The 22,226-nt window shown below is 64.6% G+C and carries 25 protein-coding genes and 1 tRNA gene; 20 read left to right on the top strand and 6 right to left on the bottom strand.

Going from position 1 to position 22,226, the window contains the following annotated elements; all coding sequences use genetic code 11:
* The first annotated feature begins 427 nt into the window (after positions 1 to 427).
* The 18 genes from rpsA to IOC82_RS01200 all read left to right on the top strand — a co-directional run bounded on the left by rpsA (position 428) and on the right by IOC82_RS01200 (position 17,742).
* Positions 428 to 2,134 (top strand): 30S ribosomal protein S1, encoded by a 1,707-nt coding sequence (rpsA, locus tag IOC82_RS01285; RefSeq protein WP_290544355.1) that lies wholly within the window; start codon positions 428 to 430, stop codon positions 2,132 to 2,134.
* 143 nt (positions 2,135 to 2,277) lie between these two features.
* Positions 2,278 to 3,210 (top strand): signal peptide peptidase SppA, encoded by a 933-nt coding sequence (gene sppA, locus IOC82_RS01280; RefSeq protein ID WP_290544354.1) that lies wholly within the window; start codon positions 2,278 to 2,280, stop codon positions 3,208 to 3,210.
* 13 nt (positions 3,211 to 3,223) lie between these two features.
* Entirely contained in the window at positions 3,224 to 3,514 is a 291-nt protein-coding gene (locus IOC82_RS01275) for an integration host factor subunit beta (RefSeq protein ID WP_290544353.1), read from the top strand.
* 36 nt (positions 3,515 to 3,550) lie between these two features.
* A complete protein-coding gene (locus tag IOC82_RS01270) occupies positions 3,551 to 3,895 on the top strand; it encodes a LapA family protein (RefSeq protein WP_290544352.1) in 345 nt (114 codons plus the stop codon).
* On the top strand, positions 3,892 to 4,815 hold the full coding sequence (locus IOC82_RS01265; protein WP_290544351.1) for an ornithine cyclodeaminase family protein: 924 nt from the start codon (positions 3,892 to 3,894) through the stop codon (positions 4,813 to 4,815). Before IOC82_RS01270 ends, IOC82_RS01265 begins: the two co-directional genes overlap by 4 nt.
* A gap of 33 nt (positions 4,816 to 4,848) precedes the next feature.
* Positions 4,849 to 5,550 (top strand): orotidine-5'-phosphate decarboxylase, encoded by a 702-nt coding sequence (gene pyrF / locus IOC82_RS01260; protein WP_290544350.1) that lies wholly within the window; start codon positions 4,849 to 4,851, stop codon positions 5,548 to 5,550.
* Positions 5,540 to 6,187, top strand: a complete 648-nt coding sequence (locus tag IOC82_RS01255) for a phosphoribosylanthranilate isomerase (RefSeq protein WP_290544349.1) — start codon at positions 5,540 to 5,542, stop codon at positions 6,185 to 6,187. Before pyrF ends, IOC82_RS01255 begins: the two co-directional genes overlap by 11 nt.
* A 39-nt stretch (positions 6,188 to 6,226) precedes the next feature.
* Positions 6,227 to 7,447, top strand: coding sequence for a tryptophan synthase subunit beta (gene trpB, locus IOC82_RS01250; RefSeq protein WP_290544348.1), 1,221 nt, complete (start codon positions 6,227 to 6,229; stop codon positions 7,445 to 7,447).
* The gene (gene trpA, locus IOC82_RS01245) at positions 7,444 to 8,262 is read left to right on the top strand and encodes a tryptophan synthase subunit alpha (protein WP_290544347.1); all 819 of its coding nucleotides are present in this window, start codon (positions 7,444 to 7,446) and stop codon (positions 8,260 to 8,262) included. Before trpB ends, trpA begins: the two co-directional genes overlap by 4 nt.
* Positions 8,263 to 8,266: 4 nt before the next feature.
* Positions 8,267 to 9,166, top strand: coding sequence for an acetyl-CoA carboxylase, carboxyltransferase subunit beta (gene accD, locus IOC82_RS01240; protein WP_290544346.1), 900 nt, complete (start codon positions 8,267 to 8,269; stop codon positions 9,164 to 9,166).
* Positions 9,167 to 9,169: 3 nt separating this feature from the next.
* Positions 9,170 to 10,495: a folylpolyglutamate synthase/dihydrofolate synthase family protein gene (locus tag IOC82_RS01235; protein ID WP_290544345.1), complete on the top strand. Its 1,326-nt coding sequence runs from the start codon at positions 9,170 to 9,172 to the stop codon at positions 10,493 to 10,495.
* Positions 10,496 to 10,842: 347 nt separating this feature from the next.
* Complete coding sequence (locus tag IOC82_RS01230; RefSeq protein WP_290544344.1) at positions 10,843 to 12,066, top strand: CaiB/BaiF CoA-transferase family protein; 1,224 nt, start codon at positions 10,843 to 10,845, stop codon at positions 12,064 to 12,066.
* 398 nt (positions 12,067 to 12,464) lie between these two features.
* Positions 12,465 to 12,722 carry a GlsB/YeaQ/YmgE family stress response membrane protein gene (locus tag IOC82_RS01225; protein WP_290544343.1) on the top strand — a complete coding sequence of 86 codons (258 nt, stop codon included), beginning with the start codon at positions 12,465 to 12,467 and terminating at the stop codon, positions 12,720 to 12,722.
* 106 nt (positions 12,723 to 12,828) lie between these two features.
* Positions 12,829 to 13,128 (top strand): virulence factor, encoded by a 300-nt coding sequence (locus IOC82_RS01220; protein ID WP_290544342.1) that lies wholly within the window; start codon positions 12,829 to 12,831, stop codon positions 13,126 to 13,128.
* Positions 13,125 to 14,084 (top strand): methyltetrahydrofolate cobalamin methyltransferase, encoded by a 960-nt coding sequence (locus IOC82_RS01215; protein ID WP_290544341.1) that lies wholly within the window; start codon positions 13,125 to 13,127, stop codon positions 14,082 to 14,084. Before IOC82_RS01220 ends, IOC82_RS01215 begins: the two co-directional genes overlap by 4 nt.
* Before the next feature lie 52 nt (positions 14,085 to 14,136).
* Positions 14,137 to 16,203: an ASKHA domain-containing protein gene (locus IOC82_RS01210; RefSeq protein ID WP_290544340.1), complete on the top strand. Its 2,067-nt coding sequence runs from the start codon at positions 14,137 to 14,139 to the stop codon at positions 16,201 to 16,203.
* Between the two features lie 101 nt (positions 16,204 to 16,304).
* Complete coding sequence (locus IOC82_RS01205) at positions 16,305 to 16,553, top strand: hypothetical protein (protein WP_290544339.1); 249 nt, start codon at positions 16,305 to 16,307, stop codon at positions 16,551 to 16,553.
* 106 nt (positions 16,554 to 16,659) lie between these two features.
* Entirely contained in the window at positions 16,660 to 17,742 is a 1,083-nt protein-coding gene (locus IOC82_RS01200) for a Xaa-Pro peptidase family protein (protein WP_290544338.1), read from the top strand.
* Positions 17,743 to 17,831: 89 nt separating this feature from the next.
* Here the strand turns inward: IOC82_RS01200 and IOC82_RS01195 are convergent, their stop codons facing one another.
* From IOC82_RS01195 to IOC82_RS01170, 6 genes are all read right to left on the bottom strand, one after another.
* Positions 17,832 to 18,284 (bottom strand): hypothetical protein, encoded by a 453-nt coding sequence (locus IOC82_RS01195; RefSeq protein ID WP_290544337.1) that lies wholly within the window; start codon positions 18,282 to 18,284, stop codon positions 17,832 to 17,834.
* A gap of 15 nt (positions 18,285 to 18,299) precedes the next feature.
* Positions 18,300 to 18,746, bottom strand: coding sequence for a low molecular weight phosphatase family protein (locus tag IOC82_RS01190; protein ID WP_290544336.1), 447 nt, complete (start codon positions 18,744 to 18,746; stop codon positions 18,300 to 18,302).
* Positions 18,747 to 18,755: 9 nt separating this feature from the next.
* Positions 18,756 to 19,235 (bottom strand): UPF0262 family protein, encoded by a 480-nt coding sequence (locus IOC82_RS01185; protein ID WP_290544335.1) that lies wholly within the window; start codon positions 19,233 to 19,235, stop codon positions 18,756 to 18,758.
* Between the two features lie 214 nt (positions 19,236 to 19,449).
* Positions 19,450 to 19,887 (bottom strand): DUF2948 family protein, encoded by a 438-nt coding sequence (locus tag IOC82_RS01180; RefSeq protein WP_290544334.1) that lies wholly within the window; start codon positions 19,885 to 19,887, stop codon positions 19,450 to 19,452.
* 8 nt (positions 19,888 to 19,895) lie between these two features.
* On the bottom strand, positions 19,896 to 21,182 hold the full coding sequence (gene murA / locus IOC82_RS01175) for a UDP-N-acetylglucosamine 1-carboxyvinyltransferase (RefSeq protein WP_290544333.1): 1,287 nt from the start codon (positions 21,180 to 21,182) through the stop codon (positions 19,896 to 19,898).
* 90 nt (positions 21,183 to 21,272) lie between these two features.
* Entirely contained in the window at positions 21,273 to 21,440 is a 168-nt protein-coding gene (locus IOC82_RS01170; protein WP_290544332.1) for a hypothetical protein, read from the bottom strand.
* 94 nt (positions 21,441 to 21,534) lie between these two features.
* Between IOC82_RS01170 and IOC82_RS01165 the strand changes: the two genes are divergently transcribed.
* Both IOC82_RS01165 and IOC82_RS01160 read left to right on the top strand, forming a co-directional pair.
* Positions 21,535 to 21,609: transfer RNA gene (locus IOC82_RS01165), tRNA-Thr, on the top strand.
* A gap of 253 nt (positions 21,610 to 21,862) precedes the next feature.
* Positions 21,863 to 22,216, top strand: a complete 354-nt coding sequence (locus tag IOC82_RS01160; RefSeq protein ID WP_290544331.1) for a hypothetical protein — start codon at positions 21,863 to 21,865, stop codon at positions 22,214 to 22,216.
* Positions 22,217 to 22,226 lie beyond the last annotated feature (10 nt).

Below are 22,226 nucleotides of genomic sequence, written 5' to 3'. Positions count from 1 at the left end.
GGCCAAAAACGCTCATGAACTTCATCATTCGCACAACCCTTCGGGCTTCCGTCCGGCTCATGCTGACCCCCAAAAAAGGGCCAGCCTACCGGACAGATCGTGTGCTACTTAAACCGGTCATATCGTGTGCTACCGACACTCCGCCCCCTTTCCCTTGCTCCACCCCCAAATTTCACTTATATGCGGCCCCGTTGCAGGACGTCCGGCCTCAGGGCCAGTACGGACATGAACCGGGGCGCCTCACCGCACCCCATATTGTTTCGCGCCTTCGGGAACCGCTAACTGCTTGCCTGGGCAGGGTTTTCTGGTTTGGAACGCAAGGTCGAGTTTGCCCTTTCGGCGCCCATTTCAACCAAGGGGGCCAGTGGGGACGTCCTAGCGGTTTTTTCCGCCGGGCCAGCCTCGATTTGAACAGGACACGTAACACATGGCGAAATCCGCCGTCTCGCTCACCCCCACCCGTGAAGACTTCGAATCTCTCTTGGCCGAGAGCTATTCCGACAATCCGGCCTCCGAAGGCAGCGTGGTCAAGGGCCGCGTCGTCAACATCGAGAACGATTTTGCCATCATCGACGTCGGTCTGAAGACCGAGGGCAAGATCGCCGTCAAGGAATTCGCCCAGCCGGGCAAAGCCTCGGAGCTCAAGGTCGGCGACACCGTCGAAGTCTATCTCGAGCGCATCGAGAATGCGATGGGCGAGGCCGTTTTGTCGCGTGACAAGGCCCGCCGCGAGGAGGCCTGGACCCGCCTCGAGCAGATGTCGAATTCGAACGAGCGCGTGGAAGGCGTGATCTTCGGCCGCGTCAAGGGCGGCTTCACCGTCGACCTCGGCGGTGCTGTCGCCTTCCTTCCCGGGAGCCAGGTGGACGTGCGCCCGATCCGCGACGTCGGTCCGCTGATGAATGTTCCGCAGCCCTTCCAGATCTTGAAGATGGACCGCCGCCGCGGCAACATCGTCGTGTCGCGCCGCGCCATCATGGAAGAGACCCGCGCCGAGCAGCGCTCCGAACTCGTCCAGAACCTCGCCGAAGGCCAGGTGGTCGAGGGTGTCGTCAAGAACATCACCGATTACGGCGCCTTCGTTGATCTGGGCGGCATCGACGGCCTGCTGCACGTCACCGACATCGCGTGGAAGCGCGTCAACCATCCCTCCGACGTGCTCCATGTCGGCCAGACGGTGAAGGTCCAGATCATCCGCATCAACCCCGAGACGCAGCGGATCTCGCTCGGCATGAAGCAGCTGGACAAGGATCCGTGGGAAGTCGTCACCGAGCGCTATCCGATCGGCGCCAAGGTGAAGGGCAAGGTCACCAACATCACCGACTACGGCGCCTTCGTCGAACTGGAAGACGGCATCGAAGGCCTGATCCACGTCTCCGAAATGAGCTGGACCAAGAAGAACGTGCACCCCGGCAAGATCCTCTCGACTTCGGAAGCGGTCGAGGTGCAGGTGCTCGACATCGACTCGGCCAAGCGCCGCATCTCGCTGGGCCTCAAGCAGACCCAGAAGAACCCGTGGGAAGCCTTCGCGGACAAATATCCGCCGGGCGCCGACGTCGAAGGCGAGATCAAGAACATCACCGAGTTCGGCCTGTTCATCGGTCTCGACGGCGAAGTGGACGGCATGGTCCACCTCTCCGACATCGACTGGAAGCGCTCGGGCGAAGACGCGATCAAGGACTTCAGGAAGGGCGACCGCGTCAAGGCGCGCGTTCTCGACGTGGACCGCGAGAAGGAGCGCATTTCGCTCGGCATCAAGCAGCTGGGTTCTGATCCCGTGGCGTCCGCCGCCGGCATCAAGAAGGGCGACACGGTCACCTGCGAAGTGCTGAAGGTCGAAGAGAACGGCCTCGAGGTGAAGGTCGCCGGCACCGACATGACGGCCTACGTCAAGCGCGCCGACCTTGCCCGTGACCGCGCCGAACAGCGCCCCGAGCGTTTCGCCGTTGGCGAGAAGTTCGACGCCAAGGTCACCGTCTTCGACCAGAAGGCGCGCAAGATGAACGTCTCGATCAAGGCCCTCGAGATCGCCGAGGAGAAGGAAGCCGTGGCGCAGTATGGTTCCTCCGACTCAGGCGCGTCCCTGGGCGACATCCTGGGCGCCGCGCTGAAGAAGCAGAAGACCGACGAGTAAGCGGCGCGGCATCGCACATCGGAATGGCCGGGCAAGTCCCGGCCATTTTTTCCTCCCCACAAGGGTGAAGGGACCGGCTGCGGAAGATTTCCCACTGCCGCACGACCTCGTATATAAGCCTCACACGACAACGGGAGCCTTCCATGATCTCCGAAGCCGAACTCATCGTCGACCGCCGCAAGCTCAGGCGCCGCGTCACCTTCTGGCGCATCCTCGCCATCGTTCTGGCGATTGCCACGGTGGCGGCGCTGGCCTGGAGCCAGGGCTGGACCGGTGGCGACCAGATCGCCCGCGTGCGCATCGACGGCGTCATCACCGGCGACCAGAAGACCATGGATCTGCTGAAGCGCGTCGAAAGGGAGGACCGGGTGAAGGCGGTGATCCTCAGGATCGACAGCCCAGGGGGGACCACGGCGGGCTCGGAAGCCGTCTATGATGCGGTGCGCAAGATCTCGGCCAGGAAGCCCGTCGTCGCGGTCATGGACACGGTGGCGGCGTCGGGCGGCTACATCACGGCGCTGGCGGCGGACCGCATCGTGGCGCGCGGCAACACCATCACCGGCTCGATCGGCGTGGTCTTCTCGATGCCGGAATTCTCGCAGCTGCTCGACACGGTCGGCATCCAGATGGAAGAGCTGAAGTCGGGCGACCTCAAGGCCGAGCCCTCGCCCTACAAGCCCATGACGGAGAAGGCCCGTACCGCTTCCATGGAACTCGTCATGGACGGTTTCTCCTGGTTCAAGGGCCTCGTGGCCGAGCGCCGCAAGCTGCCCATGCCGGCAGTCGACGTCCTGTCCGATGGCCGCGTCTACACTGGCCGCCAGGCGGTGGCCAACAAGCTCATCGACGAGCTGGGCGACGAAGGAACAGCCGTCGCCTGGATGGAAAAGGACAAGGCCGTGTCGGCCAATCTCCCCGTCCGCGACTGGCGGCCTGAAAGCGAGCGCGAGGGGCTGGGCCTCGGCTTCTCCGCCGCCGGCCTGATCCTCAAGTCTTTGGGCCTCAAGGGCTTCCAGGAAGCCGCCCAAAGGGCGCAGCTTGACGGGCTTCTCGTGCTTTGGCACCCTGCCCAATAACAAGGGAAGCGCCATGATCAAGTCCGAGCTCGTGCAGAAGATCGCGGAAAAGAACCCGCACCTCTATCACCGCGACATCGAGCGCATCGTCAACACGGTGCTCGGCGAGATCATCAATGCGCTAAAGGAGGGCGACCGGGTGGAACTCCGCGGTTTCGGCGCCTTCTCCGCCAAGGCCCGCAATGCCCGAACGGGACGCAACCCCCGCACCGGCGAATCGGTCGAGGTGGTCGCCAAGCGCGTGCCCTTCTTCAAGACCGGCAAGGAATTGCGCGAGCGACTCAACACCGCCGCCAAGGGCTGATTGTGCTGCCCGCGCTGAGAGCGTAAGAGTCCGGCCATGACGTTCAAGCGCATCATCGGCTGGGCCGTGGGCCTGCCTATGGCCGTTATCGGCATTGGCTTCGCGGTGGCCAACCGCGAATGGGTCACCGTGTCCTTCGATCCCATCAACCGGCTCCAGCCTTTCGCCAGCATCGCCATGCCGCTGTGGACGCTGTTCTTCGCCGGCATTTTCGCCGGCATTTTCGCTGGGTGGTTCGTGGCCTGGCGGGGCGGGGCCAAGCACCGCCGCAGCGCGCGCGAGGCCAAGATCGAGCTTATCCGCGCCCAGCAGCACCATGAGCGCGAGAAGCGCGAGCTGCAGCAGAGCCTGCCCGCGGTGCGGACGGAAACCGTCCCGTGAAGATACTCGCCCAAGCCGACGTGGCGCGGCTCGGCGCCTACAGGGACATTGTCGAAGCGCTGCGCGAGGGTTTCCGCGCTGAGATCGCCACACCCGTGCGCCACCACCACGATATCTCGCAAGTCTCCACCCTGCTCCTGATGCCCGCCTGGTCGAAGGACTGGGCCGGGCTCAAGACCGTGGTGTTCAAGTCCGACAATGCCGCGCAAGGACTGCCGACAGTGCAGGCGAGCTATCTCCTCATCGACCAGAACACGGGTGAGACAGTGGCCATGATGGATGGCGGCGAGATCACGCGCCGCCGCACCGCCGCGGCCTCCGCACTCGCCGCCGGCTATCTTGCGCGCAAGGATGCGGAGACCATGACGCTGGTGGGAGCAGGGGCTCTGGCCCCGCATTTCGCGCTGGCCCATGCCGCGGTCAGGCCGGTGAAGCGCGTGTTCATCTATACGCGCTCCAAGCCAAAGGGCGAGGCGCTCGCCGCCGAGCTGGCTAAACATGGCCTCGAGACGCAGTCGGTGACCGACCTCGAGGGCGCTGTGCGCCAGTCGGACATCATCAGCTGCGTGACAACCTCCACCGCACCGATCGTCAAGGGTGCGTGGCTGAAGCCGGGGGCGCATGTCGATCTCGCCGGCGCCTTCAAGCCCAGCATGCGCGAAACCGATGGGGAGGCGGTGGCGCGGTCCTCCGTCTATATCGACACGTGGGACGGCGCATTGGAGGAGGCAGGCGACCTGCTGCAGGCATGCGCGGAGGGCAAGTTCGACTTCGCCCATGTGAAGGGCGACCTGTTCGATCTGTGCCGGGGCAAGGTTCCGGGCCGGGCCTCGGCGGACGAGATCACCCTCTTCAAGTCCGCCGGCACGGCGATTGAAGACCTTGCCACCGCCATCATGCTGTATCAAAAGGCCCGCTGACTGCCCCCTCCGGCAGACCTGAGGATCCCCAGAATGCCCGCCAACCCGATCTGCGTCGCCATCGACACGCCAGACCTCGAAAAGGCTGTTGCGCTGGCCAGGGCGCTGAAGCTGCATGTGGGCTGGGCCAAGATCGGCATGGAGTTCTTCTATGCGCATGGGCTTGCCGGCTACACCCGCGTGGCGGAGACGGGGCTTCCCATCTTCCTCGACCTGAAGCTTCACGATATCCCGAACACCGTCGCCTCCGCCATGACGGCGCTGATGCGCATCACGCCAACCCCGGCCATCGTGAACCTGCATGCCACCGGCGGGCTGGACATGATGAAGGCCGCGGCGGATGCCGTCGATGGCCGCGCCAAGCTCATTGCCGTGACCATACTCACCAGCCTCTCGGATGACGACATCTGGGCCGCTGGCTTCGAGACCGCCAAGACCACGGAGGCTCATGCCCGCGCGCTCGCCGCGCTCGCGAAGCGCGCCGGCCTCGACGGCGTGGTCTGCAGCCCGCATGATCTCGCCGGTATCCGCCACGATCTCGGCCGCGATTTTCTCGCGTTGGTCCCCGGCATCCGCCCGGCGGACGCCGCCGTGCAGGATCAGAAGCGGGTCGCCACGCCGGCTGCGGCGCTGGAGGCAGGCGCCGACATCCTCGTCATCGGCCGCGCCATCACCGGCGCCAAGGACCCGGCACGCGCCGCGCAGGACATTCTGGGGACTCTTCATGCCGGTTGAGGTCAAGATCTGCGGGCTCTCGACGCCGGAGACGGTGGAAGGCTCGGTCGCCGCCGGGGCGGATTACATCGGCCTCAATTTCTTTCCCGCCAGTCCGCGCTACGTGACCCTGGAGCGGGCCGCCGAACTTGCCGCAATCGCCCGCGGCCGGGTGAAGATTGTCGCGCTGGTCGTGGACGCGCCCGATAGCCTTTTGTTGGAGATCGTCTCGAAGGTCGATCCGGACTTCATCCAGGCCCACGGGCTGGAGACACCGGAGCGCATCGCCGGGATCGGCCGGCTGACGGGCAAGCCCGTGATCAAGGCCATCCGGGTGCGGGAGGCCGCCGACATTGCCGCTGCCGCCGACTTCGCCGATGTGGCGAGCCTCATCCTTTATGATTCCAAGGCCCCGGAAACGCTCGGCAATGCGCTTCCCGGCGGCAATGGCCAAGCCTTCGACTGGGGGCTTCTGGAGGGGGAGAAGCGCCCCGCCTTCATGCTGGCGGGCGGCCTCACCCGGGAGAATGTCGCAGAGGCCATCCGGGTCACCGGCGCGCCCGTGGTGGACCTGTCGTCAGGCGTCGAATCCGCCCCCGGCATCAAGGATATCGGCCTCATCCGGAAATTCATTGAGGCCGCCAAGTCGGCCCGCTAGAACCGGGCCAGCATACGACAAGAAGGCAGTATCAGCCCCATGAACGTGAACACTCCCAATTCTTTCCGCACAGGCCCCGACGAGAACGGGTTGTTCGGCATCTATGGCGGCCGCTTCGTCGCCGAGACGTTGATGCCGCTGATCCTCGAGCTCGAGCAGGCCTACAAGGCGGCGAAAGCCGACCCCGCCTTCCAGGCGGAGCTCGACAGCTTCCTCGAACATTATGTCGGCCGCCCGAGCCCCCTCTATTTCGCCGAGCGCATGACGGAGCACCTGGGTGGCGCCAAGATCTATTTCAAGCGCGACGAGCTCAACCACACCGGCGCCCACAAGATCAACAACGTGATGGGCCAGATCCTCTTGGCCCGCCGCATGGGCAAGAAGCGCATCATCGCCGAGACGGGTGCGGGCCAGCATGGCGTGGCCACCGCCACAGCCTGCGCCCGCTTCGGCCTCAAATGCATCGTCTACATGGGCGAAGTGGACATGGAGCGGCAGAAGCCCAACGTCTTCCGCATGAAACTGCTGGGGGCCGAGGTTGTTCCCGCCAAGTCGGGCTCCCGCACATTGAAGGATGCGCTGAACGAGGCGCTGCGCGACTGGGTGGCCAATGTCGAGGACACCTTCTACTGCATCGGCACCGTCGCAGGCCCGCACCCTTACCCCGAAATGGTGCGCGACTTCCAGTCGGTGATCGGCCGCGAGACCAAGGAGCAGATGCTGAAGCGCGAAGGGCGTTTGCCGGACTCGCTCGTCGCGGCCATCGGCGGCGGCTCCAATGCCATGGGCCTGTTCCACCCCTTCCTCGATGACAGGCAAGTCGAGATCATCGGCGTGGAAGCGGCGGGCCTGGGGCTTAAGACCAAGACCAAGCATGCCGCCTCGATCACCGGTGGCCGCCCCGGCGTGCTGCATGGCAACCGCACTTATCTGCTGATGGATGACGACGGCCAGATCATCGAAGGTCATTCGATCTCCGCTGGCCTCGACTATCCGGGCATCGGGCCGGAGCACGCCTGGCTTCATGACATGAAGCGTGTGGAATATGTCTCCGCCACCGACAGGCAAGCGCTGGACGCCTTCCAGATCTGCTGCAAGCTCGAGGGCATCATCCCCGCGCTCGAGCCCAGCCACGCGCTGGCGCATGTGATGAAGATCGCGCCCAAGAAGCCGAAGGACCATTTGATGGTCATGAACATGTGCGGCCGCGGCGACAAGGACATCTTCACGGTGGCCGACATTCTGGGAGCCAAGCTGTGACGACCCGCATCGACCGCCGCTTCGAGGCCCTGAAGAAGGAAGGCCGCGCCGCCCTCGTCACCTTCGTGACGGCGGGTGACCCGGACTATGACACCTCGCTGAAAATTCTCTCGGGGCTTCCCAAGGCCGGCGCCGACGTGATCGAGATCGGCATGCCCTTCACCGACCCGATGGCCGATGGACCGGCGATCCAGGCCGCAGGCCTGCGCGCGCTGGCCGCCGGCCAGAACATGAAGAAGACGCTGAAGCTGGTGAAGGACTTCCGCAAGCAGGACAAGGACACCCCCATCGTGCTGATGGGTTATTACAATCCGGTCTATGTCTATGGCGTCGGGAAGTTCCTGAAGGACTCGAAGGCCGCGGGTGTGGACGGCTACATCATCGTCGACCTGCCGCCGGAGGAAGATGGCGAGTTCTGCATTCCCGCGCTCAAGGCCGGGCAGAACTTCATCCGCCTCGCCACGCCGACGACGGATGACCATCGCGCGCCCACCGTATTCCACAACACGTCAGGTTTCGTCTATTACGTCTCGGTGCTCGGCATCACCGGCACCAAGGCGCCGGACCTCAAGAGCGTGAAGGCCAACGTCAATCGCCTGAGGAAGCATACGAGCTTGCCCATCTGTGTCGGCTTCGGCGTCAAGTCGGCCGAGCAGGCCCGCGCCATCGCCAAGGATGCCGATGGCGTGGTGGTGGGCTCCGCTCTCGTGCAGGCGGTGGAGAAGAGCCTCACAAAAGCCGGAAAACCGACCTCCAAGACGGCTAGGGCCGTGCATGCGCTGGTCTCGGACATCGCCCAAGGCGTGAGGAGCTAGTCATTTGAACTGGATCAAGAACTTCGTCCGCCCGAAAATCCGCTCGATCCTCGGCACCGGCAAGCGCGAGGTGCCGGAGAACATGTGGGTGAAGGATCCCGACTCCGGCCAGATGGTCTTCTACAAGGACCTCGAGGCCAACCAGCATGTCATGCCGCAGTCCGGCTATCACATGCGCATGCCGCCCGACGTGCGGCTGAAGACGATGTTCGACGATGGCGGCTATGAGAAGATCGCCATGCCGGCGGTTCCCGCCGATCCCTTGAAGTTCCGCGACGAGCGCAGATACGCCGACCGCATCAAGGAAGCCCGAGCCAAGAACGGCATCGACGACTGCATCCAGGCCGGCGTGGGCGAGCTCGACGGCTTCCCCGTGACCATCGCGGTCCAGGATTTCGCCTTCATGGGCGGCTCGCTCGGCATGGCGGCGGGCGAGGCGATCATCACCGCCATGCGCAAGGCGGTGGAAGAGAAGACGCCCTTCATTTTCTTCATCTCCTCCGGCGGGGCCCGCATGCAGGAAGGCGTGCTGTCGCTGATGCAGATGCCGCGCACCACCGTGGCCGTGCAGGAACTGCGCGCTGCCAAGCTGCCCTACATCGTGGTGCTGACGCACCCGACGACGGGCGGCGTCACCGCCTCCTATGCCATGCTGGGTGACGTGCACATCGCGGAGCCCGGCGCCCTCATCGGCTTCGCCGGCCAGCGCGTCATCGAGCAGACCATCCGCGAGAAGCTGCCCAACGGTTTCCAGCGCGCCGAATATCTGGAAGAGCACGGCATGGTGGACATGGTCGTCCACCGCCACCAGATGCGCGAGGTGCTGTCGCGCATGGTGCGCATGCTGATGAAGGCTCCCTCGCGCGAAGTGCCCTCGACCGCACTCGTTCCCCTCGCAGGCTAACCCGTGGCCCTCAGCGACGCCATTCTGACGCGGCTCCTGTCGCTGCACCCGAAGATCATCGACCTGAGCCTTGGGCGTATGGAGGCGTTGCTCGCAAAGCTCGGCCATCCGGAAATGAGGCTGCCGCCCGTCATCCATGTCGCGGGCACCAATGGCAAGGGCTCCACCGTCGCCTATCTCCGCCACATCATGGCGGCTGCGGGCCTCAAGGCCCATGCCTATACCTCGCCGCATCTCGTGAAGTTCCACGAGCGCATCCGTGTCGCTGGCGAGTTGATCTCCGAAGCTGATCTCACCGCGCTCTTGGAAGAGTGCGAGCAGGCGAATGCGCAAGAGCCTATCACCTTCTTCGAGATCACCACCGCGGCCGCCTTCCTCGCCTACAGCCGTACGCCCGCCGACTATCTCATCCTGGAAGTGGGGCTCGGCGGCAGGCTCGATGCGACGAATGTCATCGGCCCCGCGGTCTCCGTCATCACCACCATCGATTACGATCACCAGCAGTATCTGGGCGACACGCTCTCTCTCATCGCGCATGAGAAAGCAGGCATTCTGAAGCGGGGCGTGCCCGCCGTCATCGGCGTGCAGCCGGACGAGGCCCGGGCCGAGATCGAGCGCGTCGCTGAGCGCGTGCGCGCCACACTCCACATCGCCGGGCAGGACTGGCAATCCTACGAGCAGCATGGCCGCCTGGTCTTCCAGGACGAGAAGGGCCTGCTCGACCTGCCGCTGCCGCAACTCAGGGGCCGCCATCAGATCGACAATGCCGGTAATGCGATTGCTACCGTCCGCGTGCTCGACGATCCGCGCATCTCGGATGCCCATATCTCGGAGGGTCTCAAGTCCACCACCTGGCCTGCCCGCATGCAGCGGCTGGGGCAGGGCACGCTCTCCGCATTTGTGCCGGCCGAGTCCGAGCTCTGGCTCGATGGCGGCCACAACCCGTCCGCAGGCCGCGTGCTGGCCCAGGCCTTCTCGGAGCTGAACGAGAAGCATTCCCGCCCGCTCGTCATGGTGTGGGGCATGCTCAACACCAAGGACGTTGGCAGCTTTATCGGCTGCTTCGCCGGCATCGCCAGCCGCGTCATCACCATCACGATTCCTGATGAAGAGAACGCCGTGCCGGCGGAGAAGCTCGCCGAGTCTGCTCGCGCCCACGGCCTTCAGGCGGAAACCGCACCCAACCTCGATGCGGCATTGCGCCAGGCCTCGTCCACCGTGCCCGCCCCCCGCATCCTCATCTGCGGCTCGCTCTACCTCGCCGGCCGCGTGCTCGCCGCGCATGGCAATGAGGAGATGACGAAGGTGAGCGGCGCGGGGCGAAGGTAGGTATCGGCTTCTGTCCTCTCCCGCTTCACCAAGAGAAGTCGCGCGGAGCGAAGTCGGCGCATCGGGCAGTCAATCGGATCCATGAAGTCTCCCCTCCCCCTTGTGAGCGTACAGACCGGGGACATAGGTAACGGGTGTACGGGGACATGGGTAACACCTTTATCATGTGTCATTGCCGTTTGCGCGCGTGCTGGACAATGGCTAAAGCATGATCCGCAAAAGTGGAACCACTTTTGCGATAAGATCATACTCAAGCCGTTGATCTGGCGCATGCTCTTATCGATCAGGTGATTCCACCTGATCGGAGCACGCGCTGGAAAGCCCCTCTTTCGATCAGGAGTTCTTTCATGCCAGGTCCACTCGCCGGTCTTCGCGTCCTCGACTTGAGCCGCGTGCTCGCTGGCCCTTGGTGCACGCAGATCCTTGCCGATTTCGGCGCACAGGTGATCAAGGTCGAGAAGCCGGGCGAGGGCGACGACACGCGCGGCTGGGGGCCGCCCTTCATCACCAATCCGGATGGCACGAAGGGCGATGCCGCCTATTTCCTCTCCACCAACCGCGGCAAGTGGTCGGTCGAGATCGACATGGCCAAGCCGGAAGGCCAGGCCCTCATCCGCCAGCTCGCGGCGAAGTCCGACATCGTGATGGAGAACTTCAAGGTTGGCGGCCTGAAGAAATACGGTCTCGACTACGAAAGCCTGAAGGCCGTCAACCCGGGCCTCATCTATTGCTCGCTCACCGGCTTCGGCCAGACCGGCCCCTACGCGCAGCGGGCGGGCTATGACTTCATGATCCAGGGCATGGGCGGCATCATGTCGGTGACGGGCCAGCCGGATGGCATGCCGGGTGCGGAGCCGATGAAGATCGGCGTGGCCTTCGCCGATATCATGACCGGGCTCTATTGCACCATCGGCATCCAGGCGGCCCTCTTCCACCGCGAGCGCACGGGCGAGGGCCAGCACATCGATGTCGCACTGCTCGATTCACAGGTGGGCGTGCTGGCGAATCAGGCGCTGAACTACCTTGTCGGCGGCAAGGCGCCCACCAGGCTCGGCAACGAGCACCCCAACATCGTGCCCTATCAGACCTTCGCCACCAAGGATGGGCACATCATCATGGCGGTGGCGAACGATCGTCAGTTCAAGGACTATTGCGCCATCATTGGCGTTGCGCATCTGGCCGATGACGAGCGCTTCAAGCTGAACCGCGGCCGCGTCGAGCGCCGGGCGGAACTGATCCCGCTGCTCGCCGGGCCGATGAAGGCGCGCACCACGGCGGAGTGGGTTCAGGCCTTCGAGGGAGCGGCGATCCCCTGCGGCCCGATCAACTCCATCGACCAGGTCTTCGCCAACGAGCAGGTGCTGGCCCGCGGGCTTCAGATCGGCCTGACGCGCGACGACGGCGTGCAGGTGCCGGGTGTGGCCAACCCCATCGTCTTCTCCGAAACCCCGATCCAGTACGGCAAGGCCCCACCGCGCCTCGGCGACGGCACGGAGAAGGTCCTGCAAGAGGAACTGGGATTGAGCGCAGAGGAGATCGCGCGGCTGCGGACGGCCGGCGTGACCGGGTGAGGTCCCGAAAAAACAGATTCACGATGTCAATCAGCAGAAAGCACGTCGAAGGAAACCATACCTAGCATAGGCAGTCTCCAAAGTCAAGGAAAAAGATCCTGTAATTGATTTCGGACCTCTCCGCCCCAAACGAAAATGCCCGGACTCCCGCCCGGACATCGCGAAAATCCTGCGCTTTGCGCCGCTTACGCGGCGCCCTCGCGCGAGCGGGGCGGCAGGCGGCCTTCCGGGGTCATGTGGTCCGCCGCCTGAGGAAGCGCCTCGGACAGGCGCTTCACCGGCGCCGCAGGGGAAAGCCCGGTCTGCTGGGCCGGCCACCGGGATTGCAAGTGGCCAGGGGAAAGGATTGTTCGCCTCGCCGTTCGGTGATCCAGGACCGGAAAATCATAGGGGAATCGATGTCAATCATGTGGACGATCAGCATCGGATTTTTGGCGGGGGTCATCGCCAGGTTTCCAATGCCCGGAAAGAACGAACCGCAGGGCTTCGTGCTCACTGCCATTCCCGGCATCGCCGGCGCCTTCGTGGCCACCTGGCCCGGCCGGGCGCTGGGCTGGTATGGTCCAGACCAGGTTACGGGCCTGATCGGCGCAGTCGCGGGTGCAGTCATCGTGCTGGCGGTCTGGGGCATGATTTACAGGAACCGCCGGGCCTGACACCAGACTGATCGGATCAGGGCGGGACGGGGCTTCGTCCCGCCCTTTTTCCATGTCGTTTTCAGGCTATCGGTTCGCTTTCGGACCGGGCATACATCGGCCTACCATGGCCAACCTCATCGTCACCTATTGGCGCGACATTCCTTCCGCGGTCTCCGTCAAGGCCGGCCGCAAGGAGGAAAAGCGCATGCTCGCCGACCGTTTCCAGGAAGCGATCGATATGGCCGCCATGCGCGGCGGCGCCTCCGATACCGACAGCTATCTCGCCGACTGGCGGCGGGCCGAGCCGCAAGCCGTGGGTGACGACCTCGCGGCCGAAGTCGAAGCGGCCAAGGCCCGGCTCGAAGCCGAATTCACCCAGGACAAGCTCAAGACCCTCATTGCCAACGGAGGCAAAGCCCAATGACCCATACTCTCGTTGCGTCCGCCACGCGTGAGCACATCATCGGTTTCGACCGCCCCTTCACCGTCATCGGCGAACGCATCAACCCGACGGGCCGCAAGAAGCTCGCCGCCGAGATGCAGGCCGGCAATTTCGACACCGTGATCAAGGACGCGCTCGCCCAGATGGAGGCGGGCGCCCACATCCTCGACGTGAATGCCGGCGTCACCGCGGTGAACCCCAACGAGTCCGAGCCGCCGCTGCTGCGCCAGACCATCGACATCGTCCAGTCGGTCTGCGACCTGCCGCTGTGCATCGACTCGTCGGTCTCCACGGCCCTCAAGATGGGCCTCGAGACCGCAAAGGGCCGCCCGCTGGTCAACTCGGTGACGGGCGAGGAAGAAAAGCTCGAGGCCATCCTGCCGCTGGTCGCCAAGTACAACGTCGCGGTGGTCGCCATCTCGAATGACGAGACCGGCATTTCGGAAGACCCGGACGTGCGTTTCGCGGTGGCCAAGAAGATCGTCGAGCGCGCCGCCGACCATGGCATCAAGCCGCATGACATCGTGGTCGATCCGCTGGTCATGCCGATCGGCGCCATGGGCACGGCCGGCCAGCAGGTGTTCCGCCTGGTGCGCCGCCTGCGCGAGGAGTTGAAGGTCAACACCACCTGCGGCGCTTCCAACGTTTCCTTCGGCATGCCGAACCGCCGCGCGCTCACCGGCTACTTCCTCGCCATGGCCGCGAGCCACGGCATGACGTCCGCCATCATGAACCCGCTGCACGACGAAGACATGCACGCCATCTTCGGCGCCAATGTGCTGAACGGCACGGATGCGCACTGCAAGTTCTGGAACAACAGGTTCCGCGACATGGCCCCCGCGCCCTCGACCGCCGCGCTGCCGCCCGGCGAAGCAGCGCCCACCTCCGAGGAACTCGCGGCCCGCCGCGCCGCGCGCGAGGCGCGCCGCCGCCGCTAATCCCACGCCACATACGCCCCGTAATGAGGAGGCTTTTTTCAGGACGTCCGCAATGACCGAAACGAACCCCCTCATCGTCTTCACGCCCTCGGGCAAGCGTGGCCGCTTCCCCATCGGCACGCCGGTGCTGCAGGCCGCGCGTGCCTTGGGCGTCGACATCGACTCGGTCTGCGGCGGGAGAGCGATTTGCGGGCGCTGCCAGATCAATGTGGGCGAAGGCGGCTTCGCCAAGCACGGCATCACCTCTACGGCCTCGCATGTCTCCGGCGTCACCAAAGTCGAGGAGCGCTACGACAAGATCCGCGGACTGCCCGCCGGCCGCCGCCTGTCCTGCCAGACGCAGATCCTCGGCGACCTCGTCATCGACGTGCCGCCCGAGTCCCAGGTTCACAAGCAGGTCGTCCGCAAGGAGGCCGACACCCGCGCCATCGAACTCGATCCGGCTACAAGGCTGTGCTTCATCGAGGTCGAGGAGCCGGACATGCACAAGCCATCATCCGATCTCGAGCGCGTCTACAAGGCGCTGAAGGACCAGTGGGGCATCGACAATCTCTCCTGCGATCTCTCGATCATCTCGGATTTGCAGAGGACGCTGCGCAAGGGCGCGTGGAAGATCACCGCCGCCGTCTTCTCCCGCGCGCCGGGCGGCGGCAACCGCCTCTGCGCCATCTGGCCGGGCTTCCATGACAAGCTCTTCGGCATCGCCATCGATGTCGGTTCGACCACCATCGCCGCGCACCTCACCAATCTCTCGACCGGCGAGGTGACGGCCTCGGCCGGGTTGATGAACCCGCAGATCCGCTTCGGCGAAGACCTGATGAGCCGCGTCTCCTATGTGATGATGAACCCCGGCGGCGAGAAGGAGATGACCGCCGCCATCCGCCAGGCGCTGAACACGCTGGCGCAGGACGTGGCGAAGCAGGGCGGCATCGAACTCAGCGACATTCTCGAAGTGGTGTTGGTCGGCAACCCCGTCATGCATCACCTGTTCCTTGGCATCGACCCGACGGAGCTCGGCGGCGCGCCCTTCGCATTGGCGACAGGCCTCGCCGTCACCTGCCCGGCGAAGGAACTCGACTTGCAACTCAACCCCGGCGCCTGGGCCTATGTCCTGCCCTGCATCGCCGGCCACGTGGGCGCCGACACGGCGGGCGTCGTGCTGTCGGAAGCCCCGCACGAGCAGGACGAGATCATGCTGGCGGTAGACGTTGGCACCAATGCCGAGATCGTGTTGGGCTCCAAGGCGCGGCTGCTGGCCTGTTCCTCGCCCACTGGCCCCGCCTTCGAGGGTGCACAGATTTCCTCCGGCCAGCGCGCGGCCCCCGGCGCCATCGAGCGCATCCGCATCAATCCGGAGACGCTGGAGCCGCGCTACAAGGTGATCGGCTGCGACAAGTGGTCGGATGAGGAGGGCTTCGAGGAGGCGATTGCGCAGACCGGCGCCACCGGCATCTGCGGATCGGGCATCATCGAGGCGATTGCCGAGATGTATCTCTCGGGCGTCATCAACCAGGACGGCCTGATCGACGGCACGCTGGCCGGGAGGAGCCCGCGTATCGAGCCGCACAAGCGCACCTTCAATTATGTGATCCGCGTGCCCAAGGAAGGCGGCAACGAGCCGCTGATCCGTGTCACGCAGAATGACGTGCGCGCGATCCAGCTTGGCAAGGCCGCGCTTTATGCCGGCGTGCGCCTGCTGATGGACAAGCTCGGCATCAGCCAAGTCGGTAAGATCCGCCTTGCCGGCGCCTTCGGCAGCCACATCGACGTGAAATATGCGATGATCCTCGGCCTCATCCCCGATTGCGATCTTTCCAAGGTGCAGAGTGCCGGCAATGCCGCGGGCACGGGTGCGCGCATCGCACTGCTCAACGTGAAGGCGCGTGACGAGATCGAAAGCGTCGTGCGCCGCATCGAGAAGATCGAGACGGCGGTGGAGCCGTTGTTCCAACAGCACTTTGTCGAAGCCATGGCCATCCCGCACAAGACCGCCCCTTTCCCACATCTGTCGAAGGCCGTCAGCTTGCCGCAACCGAAAGAGGTGGTGACGTCAGGTGACGATGGGGCCGAGCGCAAGCGGCGCAGGCGTGGCCAATCGGCCACTTACGGCGGGCAATAACTTAGGATTGCCTCGCATGACTTTGCAGGTTAAGCAAGCTCAATCGGCAGCCCGGGAGCGGCGGCGCTCTTCCACGCTCTCCACAAAACAGTGGAAAAATAATGTCACTTTCGAAGAGACAGATTGCTTATCTTGAGAAGATCATCGTGACGGCCCAGAAGATTCTCGACACCGCGCATCTTGAGGAAGGCCGCTCCGGTGGAGGATCAAAGCGCCGCCGCCGCACGGCGGTTGAAGCCGAAAAGATGCGCGCTGACATCCGGGCGAAGCGCGCCAGGGGCGTGCCTGCCGCCAAGCTTGCCGAGAAGTATGGCGTCAGCACTGCTTACATCTATATGATCAAGGAATAGCGGGGCGTCCTCCGCGACGTGCCAGAGTCAAGTTGCGGTGTGCGGCTTGCGAACACTATCGAAACCCATTGTTACAACTCAGTGCAACCCGATGCTTGAACCGCTGATGACGGTACTCGCGCGCACCGGACTCGACGCAGTCGTGTTGGTGCCCGGAGCAAATTTCCGCCGTGTCTTCCGCAAGGACTTCCACCAGATGGAGCGTCCGCTCGCGGTGATTATGCCGAAGCTGGGAGAGGCCGTGGCGGTTGTGCCGCATCTCGAGCTGGGGTCCTTCATGCCGATCGGCTTTCCCGGCAAAGTGTTCCCATGGCGGGACGAGCAGGGCTACATGGGCGCCTTCATGGCCGCAGGCGAAGCCCTTCCGCAGCTGCGCGAGGGCACGCGGATCGGCGTCGAGGGCCAGCGCATGCGGGTTTTCGACCTCTTCGCCCTGCAGCAGGCCCTGCCGGGCGCGGAATTCGTCGACATTCATGGCGAGATCTCGAAGGTGCGCCTGCACAAGACGCCCGAGGAGATCGAACTGCAGCGCAAGGCCATCCGCATTTCGGAAGCCGCCCTCGAGGCGACGCTCGCCGAGGTGAAGGCCGGCATGACGGAGACGGAGGTCGAGGGCATCCTGCTGCGCAACCTGTTCAGCCAAGGCGCCGACGGACTTTCCTTCGCGCCCATCGTTGCGGCGGGCGACAATGCTGCGAAGCCCCATGCCCATGCGCGGCCGGACTATCGTCTAAAGCCGGGTGACCCGCTGCTGATCGATTTCGGCGGCACCCACCAGGGCTACAGCGCCGACATCACGCGCACCTTCTTCGTCAAGGAAGTGTCGGACTACGACCGCGCCTTCTACGAGACGGTGCTGGCGGCCAACGCGAAGGGCCGCGAGGTCTCGCGCCCCGGCATCACCGCCTCCGAGGTCGATGACGCCGTGCTCACCGTTCTCGAGCAATCGCAATTTGCGCAGTTCGCGCGCCACAAGACGGGCCATGGCCTTGGCCTCGACGTGCACGAGGCGCCGCAGATCATGCGTGGCAACGGGCAAGTGCTCGAACCTGGCATGGTCTTCACCATCGAACCCGGTCTCTACCGCGAGGGCGAGGCGGGAGTGCGCATCGAGGACGATGTGGTGGTGACCGAAAACGGGATCGAGTGCCTGACAAGCTTCCCGCGGGAGCTGCGGATTGTGGGTTAGAGCCAACAGCGGTCATTTGGAATAGCGATCGTTTACCTTCCCCTTATGGGAAGGGGCGGGGCGCTTGCAGCGCTCGGCCGCGCCAGACCCTAGATCGCGCGCCACAGCGCGGCGTCGATCTCCAGCCCCTGTGCCGCGGCGAGGTCGAGCTTTTCCACGTAGGGGTTCTTGTGGCGCTCGCCGCCGACTGCGAAGGATGGGTCCACCGGGCAGCCGAGGCCGGTGTTCTCGCGCACCGCGAAGGGCAGCATGTAGAGGCCGTGGCGGACGTTGCGCAGGAAGGCGCGGCCATTGGCCTTGACGTCCCGCATGATGGCGGGCGCCAAGAAGGCGCATGAGACCTGCTGCAGGTCGAGGCCCAGCGCATCGCGCGTCAGCTCCAGCGTGCGGTACTCGTCCTTCAGGGCTTCGGCCAGGAGCTTCAAGCCGGAATAGCCGCAGGCCTCGAGCCAGATGGTGGCCCAGGCGATGCCGGCTGCGTCCGGGAGGCCGCCCAGCTTCCGGGTGAGTTCGGCTTCGGCCGTCTGCATGTCGATGTGCATGGGGATAGCTTATACTCAAACCCCGCCCGCGGCAAAGGAGCCGAAGCGCTGCTTGATTCGGCGGGTGAGTTGGTCGCGCACTTCGCGGTAACTGTCGAGGATCTGCTCGCGGCTGCCTGCGGTGATCGAGGGGTCGAGCGTCGGCCAGTATTCGGTATCGATGGCCATGGTGCGGGTGAGTTCAAGCGCCCGGTGATGCGCCTCAGGCGAGAGCGAGATGACCAGGTCGAAGCTCGAATCCTCCAGGTCCTCGAAGCCCTGAGGCCGGTGCTTGCCGAGGCTGATTCCCATCTCGTCCATCACCGTGGTGACGAAGGGATCGGCCAATCCGGGCCTCACCCCGCAGGAGGCGACATAGACGCGCTGGCCGTAGAAATGCTTCATGATGGCGGCCGCCATGACCGAACGGATGACGTTCTGCGTGCAGGCGAAGAGGACGGCGCTGGGAAGGTCTCCCGCCATCTCCTGAACCTAGCCCCGCCAGTGCAGGACGCAGACAAGGGTGAAGAGACGGCGTGCGGTATCGAAATCCACCTCCACTTTGCCGTTGAGCCGCTCCTTGAGGAGTTCACTGCCCTCGTTGTGGAGGCCGCGGCGCGCCATGTCGATGGTTTCGATCTGGCTTGGCGTGGCGGTGCGGATCGCCTGGTAATAGCTTTCGCAAATCATGAAGTAGTCCTTCACGATTCGGCGGAAGGGCGACATCGACAGGCCGATCAGCGTGAGGCGTTCCTCCGCGTCGCTCAAGACGTCGAAGATCAGACGGCCGTCGGCGGTTGAGAGCTTCAGGCGGTAGGGGCCTTCCGGCTGGCTGAGCAGCGTGAAGCTGTTCTCCTCCACCAGGTCATAGATGGCGACGCGGCGTTCATGTTCGGCTTCGGGCGATGAGCCAGGGCCGATGGTGGCGTCAAGCTCGACCGCGGCAAGGCGGGTTTTCGGTTTGTCGGTCATGACGGCAAGATAGCCGGGTGAGGGGAGGCGAGGCTAGAGCATGATCCGCAAAAGTGGAACCCACTTTTGCGATAAGATCATGCTCTAGCTTTCGATCTGGCGCATGTTCTCATCGATCAGGTGATTGCACCTGACCGGAACATGTGCGAGGGCCACGGGAGGATATTTCCGTTGCTGTTCCTCTCCCCCAGGGTGATAGGAATCAAACCGCAGCTCACGCCGGCTCTTCTTCCCCGTCCCCGGCATCGTGGTGCGGCACGGCGATCGCCGCCCAGGCGGGGCCGAGGTCTGTCAACTGGACTTCGAGGCATTCGACGGCGAGCCGGATGGTGGCGCCTTCGGAAAAGCTCAGCAGCACCTCACCCGAGGGCGCGTCGATCCCGGCAAAGGTGACGGAGAGCAGCGACAGCACCTCGTTCTTCCCGAGATGGCTCATATGCAGCGTCCTGACGGAAAGTACGCGGTCGAAGTGGAGCCCCGTGCGGCGGCGCTGCGGGGTGTCCCTATCGTCCCAGGCGAAGCGGTTGGCGAGCAGCACGAACTGCTTCCTCTTCGGGTCGTAGGTCATGTCGCCCGCCAGCAGGACGGCGTCCTGCATCTGGGCGGAGATGATGGCGAGGTCCTCGGTGTCGAGCGCGGAGAGGCGGAGCATCGGATGGATCAGCCCGAGATGCGCGCCACGTCGGCGCCGCAGGCGGAGAGCTTGTCCTCCAGCGTCTCGAAGCCGCGGTCGAGGTGATAGACGCGGCTTATCATCGTCTCGCCCGCCGCGGCGAGCCCCGCGATGACGAGGGAGACCGAGGCGCGGAGGTCGGTCGCCATCACCGGCGCGCCGGTGAGCTTTTTCACGCCGCGCACTTCCGCCGTGTCGCCATAGAGGTGGATGTCGGAGCCCAGCCGCGCCAGCTCCTGCACATGCATGAAGCGGTTCTCGAAAATCGTCTCGCGGATCATGCTGGTGCCATTGGCCATGGTCATCATCGCCATGAGCTGGGCCTGGCAATCGGTGGGGAAACCGGGGAATGGCTCGGTGTCGACGCGCACCGGTTCAAGCGCCGCGCCGTTGCGATAAATGCGCAAGCCATCGTTCTTTATGTCGACTGTGACGCCGGCGCGCTGCATCACGTCGATGACGGCGCCGAGGTGGTTGGCGTTCGCGTCCTTCAGCAGCACGTCGCCGCCGGTCATGCCGGCGCACATGGCATAGGTGCCGGTCTCGATGCGGTCCGGGATCACGCTGTGCTCGGCGCCCGACAGGCTGGTGACGCCCCTGATGCGCAGTGCCGATGTGTGGATGCCCTCGATCTTCGCCCCCATCTTGACGAGGCACTCCGCCACGTCGCCGATCTCGGGCTCGGAGGCCGCGTTCTCGATGATGGTGTCGCCCTGGGCCAGCACGGCGGCCATAAGGGCAGCATGGGTGGCGCCCACCGAGACCTTGTCGAAGACGATGTGGGCGCCCTTCAGGCCCTGCTTCGCCGTTGCGATCACATAGCCGTTCTCGATGGTGATTTGCGCGCCGAGCCTTTCCATCGCCATCAGGTGCATGTCGACGGGCCTGGTGCCGATGGCGCAGCCCCCGGGGAGCGACACCTTGGCCTCGCCGCAGCGCGCCAGCAGCGGGCCCAGCACCCAGAAGCTCGCCCGCATCCTGGAGACGAGCTCATAGGGCGCGGTGGTGTCGGCGATGTCTTTCGCCGAGAGATGCATAACGTCGCCCATGCCGGTCTGGCCGGCACGCTTGCCCGCTACCGTGATGTCGATGCCGTGATTCTGCAGGATGCGCTGCAGAAGCCGCACGTCGGCCAGCCTGGGCACGTTGGACAGGGTCAGCGCGCCCGGCGTGAGGAGCGACACGATCATCAGCGGCAGGGCCGCGTTCTTTGCGCCCGAAATCGGAATGCTGCCGTTCAGGCGGTTGCCGCCGCGGATACGGATACGATCCATTGTCTTGTCCCCTGCCCGGCAGGCGGCCCGGGAATCACCCCGAATGGCCCGAAACCCACCCCGGTCCGGGCGCTAACAAGCACACATGGCTCAATTGCGGCAACCATCCTTGTCAGGCGGTTTTTCCGGGCTGTCCTCCCCGGCCGGGCGGGCCGCAGCCTGGGCCTTCGCCTGCGCCTTGCGCTTGGCGATGTTGGCCTTCAGCGCCTTGGCCAGGCGCTGCTTGCGGGCATCGGAAGAGGGTTTTTCGGCCGCCATGACGGGCTTTTCCGCCGCGGCGCCGCAATCGTCAAGCGGGCGGGGTTGCGCTGGCCCTCCCGCTGTGGCATGTGTCCGCCCGCGTTCACGGTGCGCTGCCGTAGCTCAGTGGTAGAGCACTCCCTTGGTAAGGGAGAGGTCGAGGGTTCGATTCCCTCTGGCAGCACCATTGAAGGCCCCTGAAACCATTGGATAAAGCGAAACGGCCCGGCTGGGGCGCGGCGGTCCGTTGGGGTGTGTTGCTTGTGAACGCCTCTTTGCCCCGTGGTGGCGGCGCGGCAGGCCGGCTTCGGCGGATGGGTCATTGCCGGCAAGTTCCGCATGACGCCCGAAAAATTCACGTTCCCGTGTGGGAAGACAGCGACTTGTAATCCCGCTTGGCGGTGACGGCGTATTGATTGCCTCAACATGGGAGGATGGACATGAGGACAGTCGTTTCGGCATGCGCGGTGTTTTTTGCGGCGGTCAGCCTTGCCCAGGCGGGGACGATGGCCACCGGCGAGCAGATATCCGCCGCGATATCCGGAAACACCGTGCAGGGAAGCATGATCGCGTCCGGCGCCTACACCGAGTTCTATGGCTCTGACGGCGCCATCAAGGGCAAGGACTATTCCGGCAAATGGCGGGTGAACGGCGACACAATGTGCTTCCAGTATGGCCAGGACCCCGAGGCATGCTGGCAGGTCAGGCTCGACGGCAATCAGGTGACCTGGGTGAAGGACGGCAAGGACGATGGCGCCGGAACCATTGTGAAGGGCAATCCGAACAACTTCTGAAGCCGCATCG

The organism is Aestuariivirga sp. (genome assembly GCF_020252395.1).
GTDB lineage: Bacteria > Pseudomonadota > Alphaproteobacteria > Rhizobiales > Aestuariivirgaceae > Aestuariivirga.
Note: the sequence above shows the minus strand (reverse complement) of the source record. Positions and strands in the feature narration are given on the sequence as shown.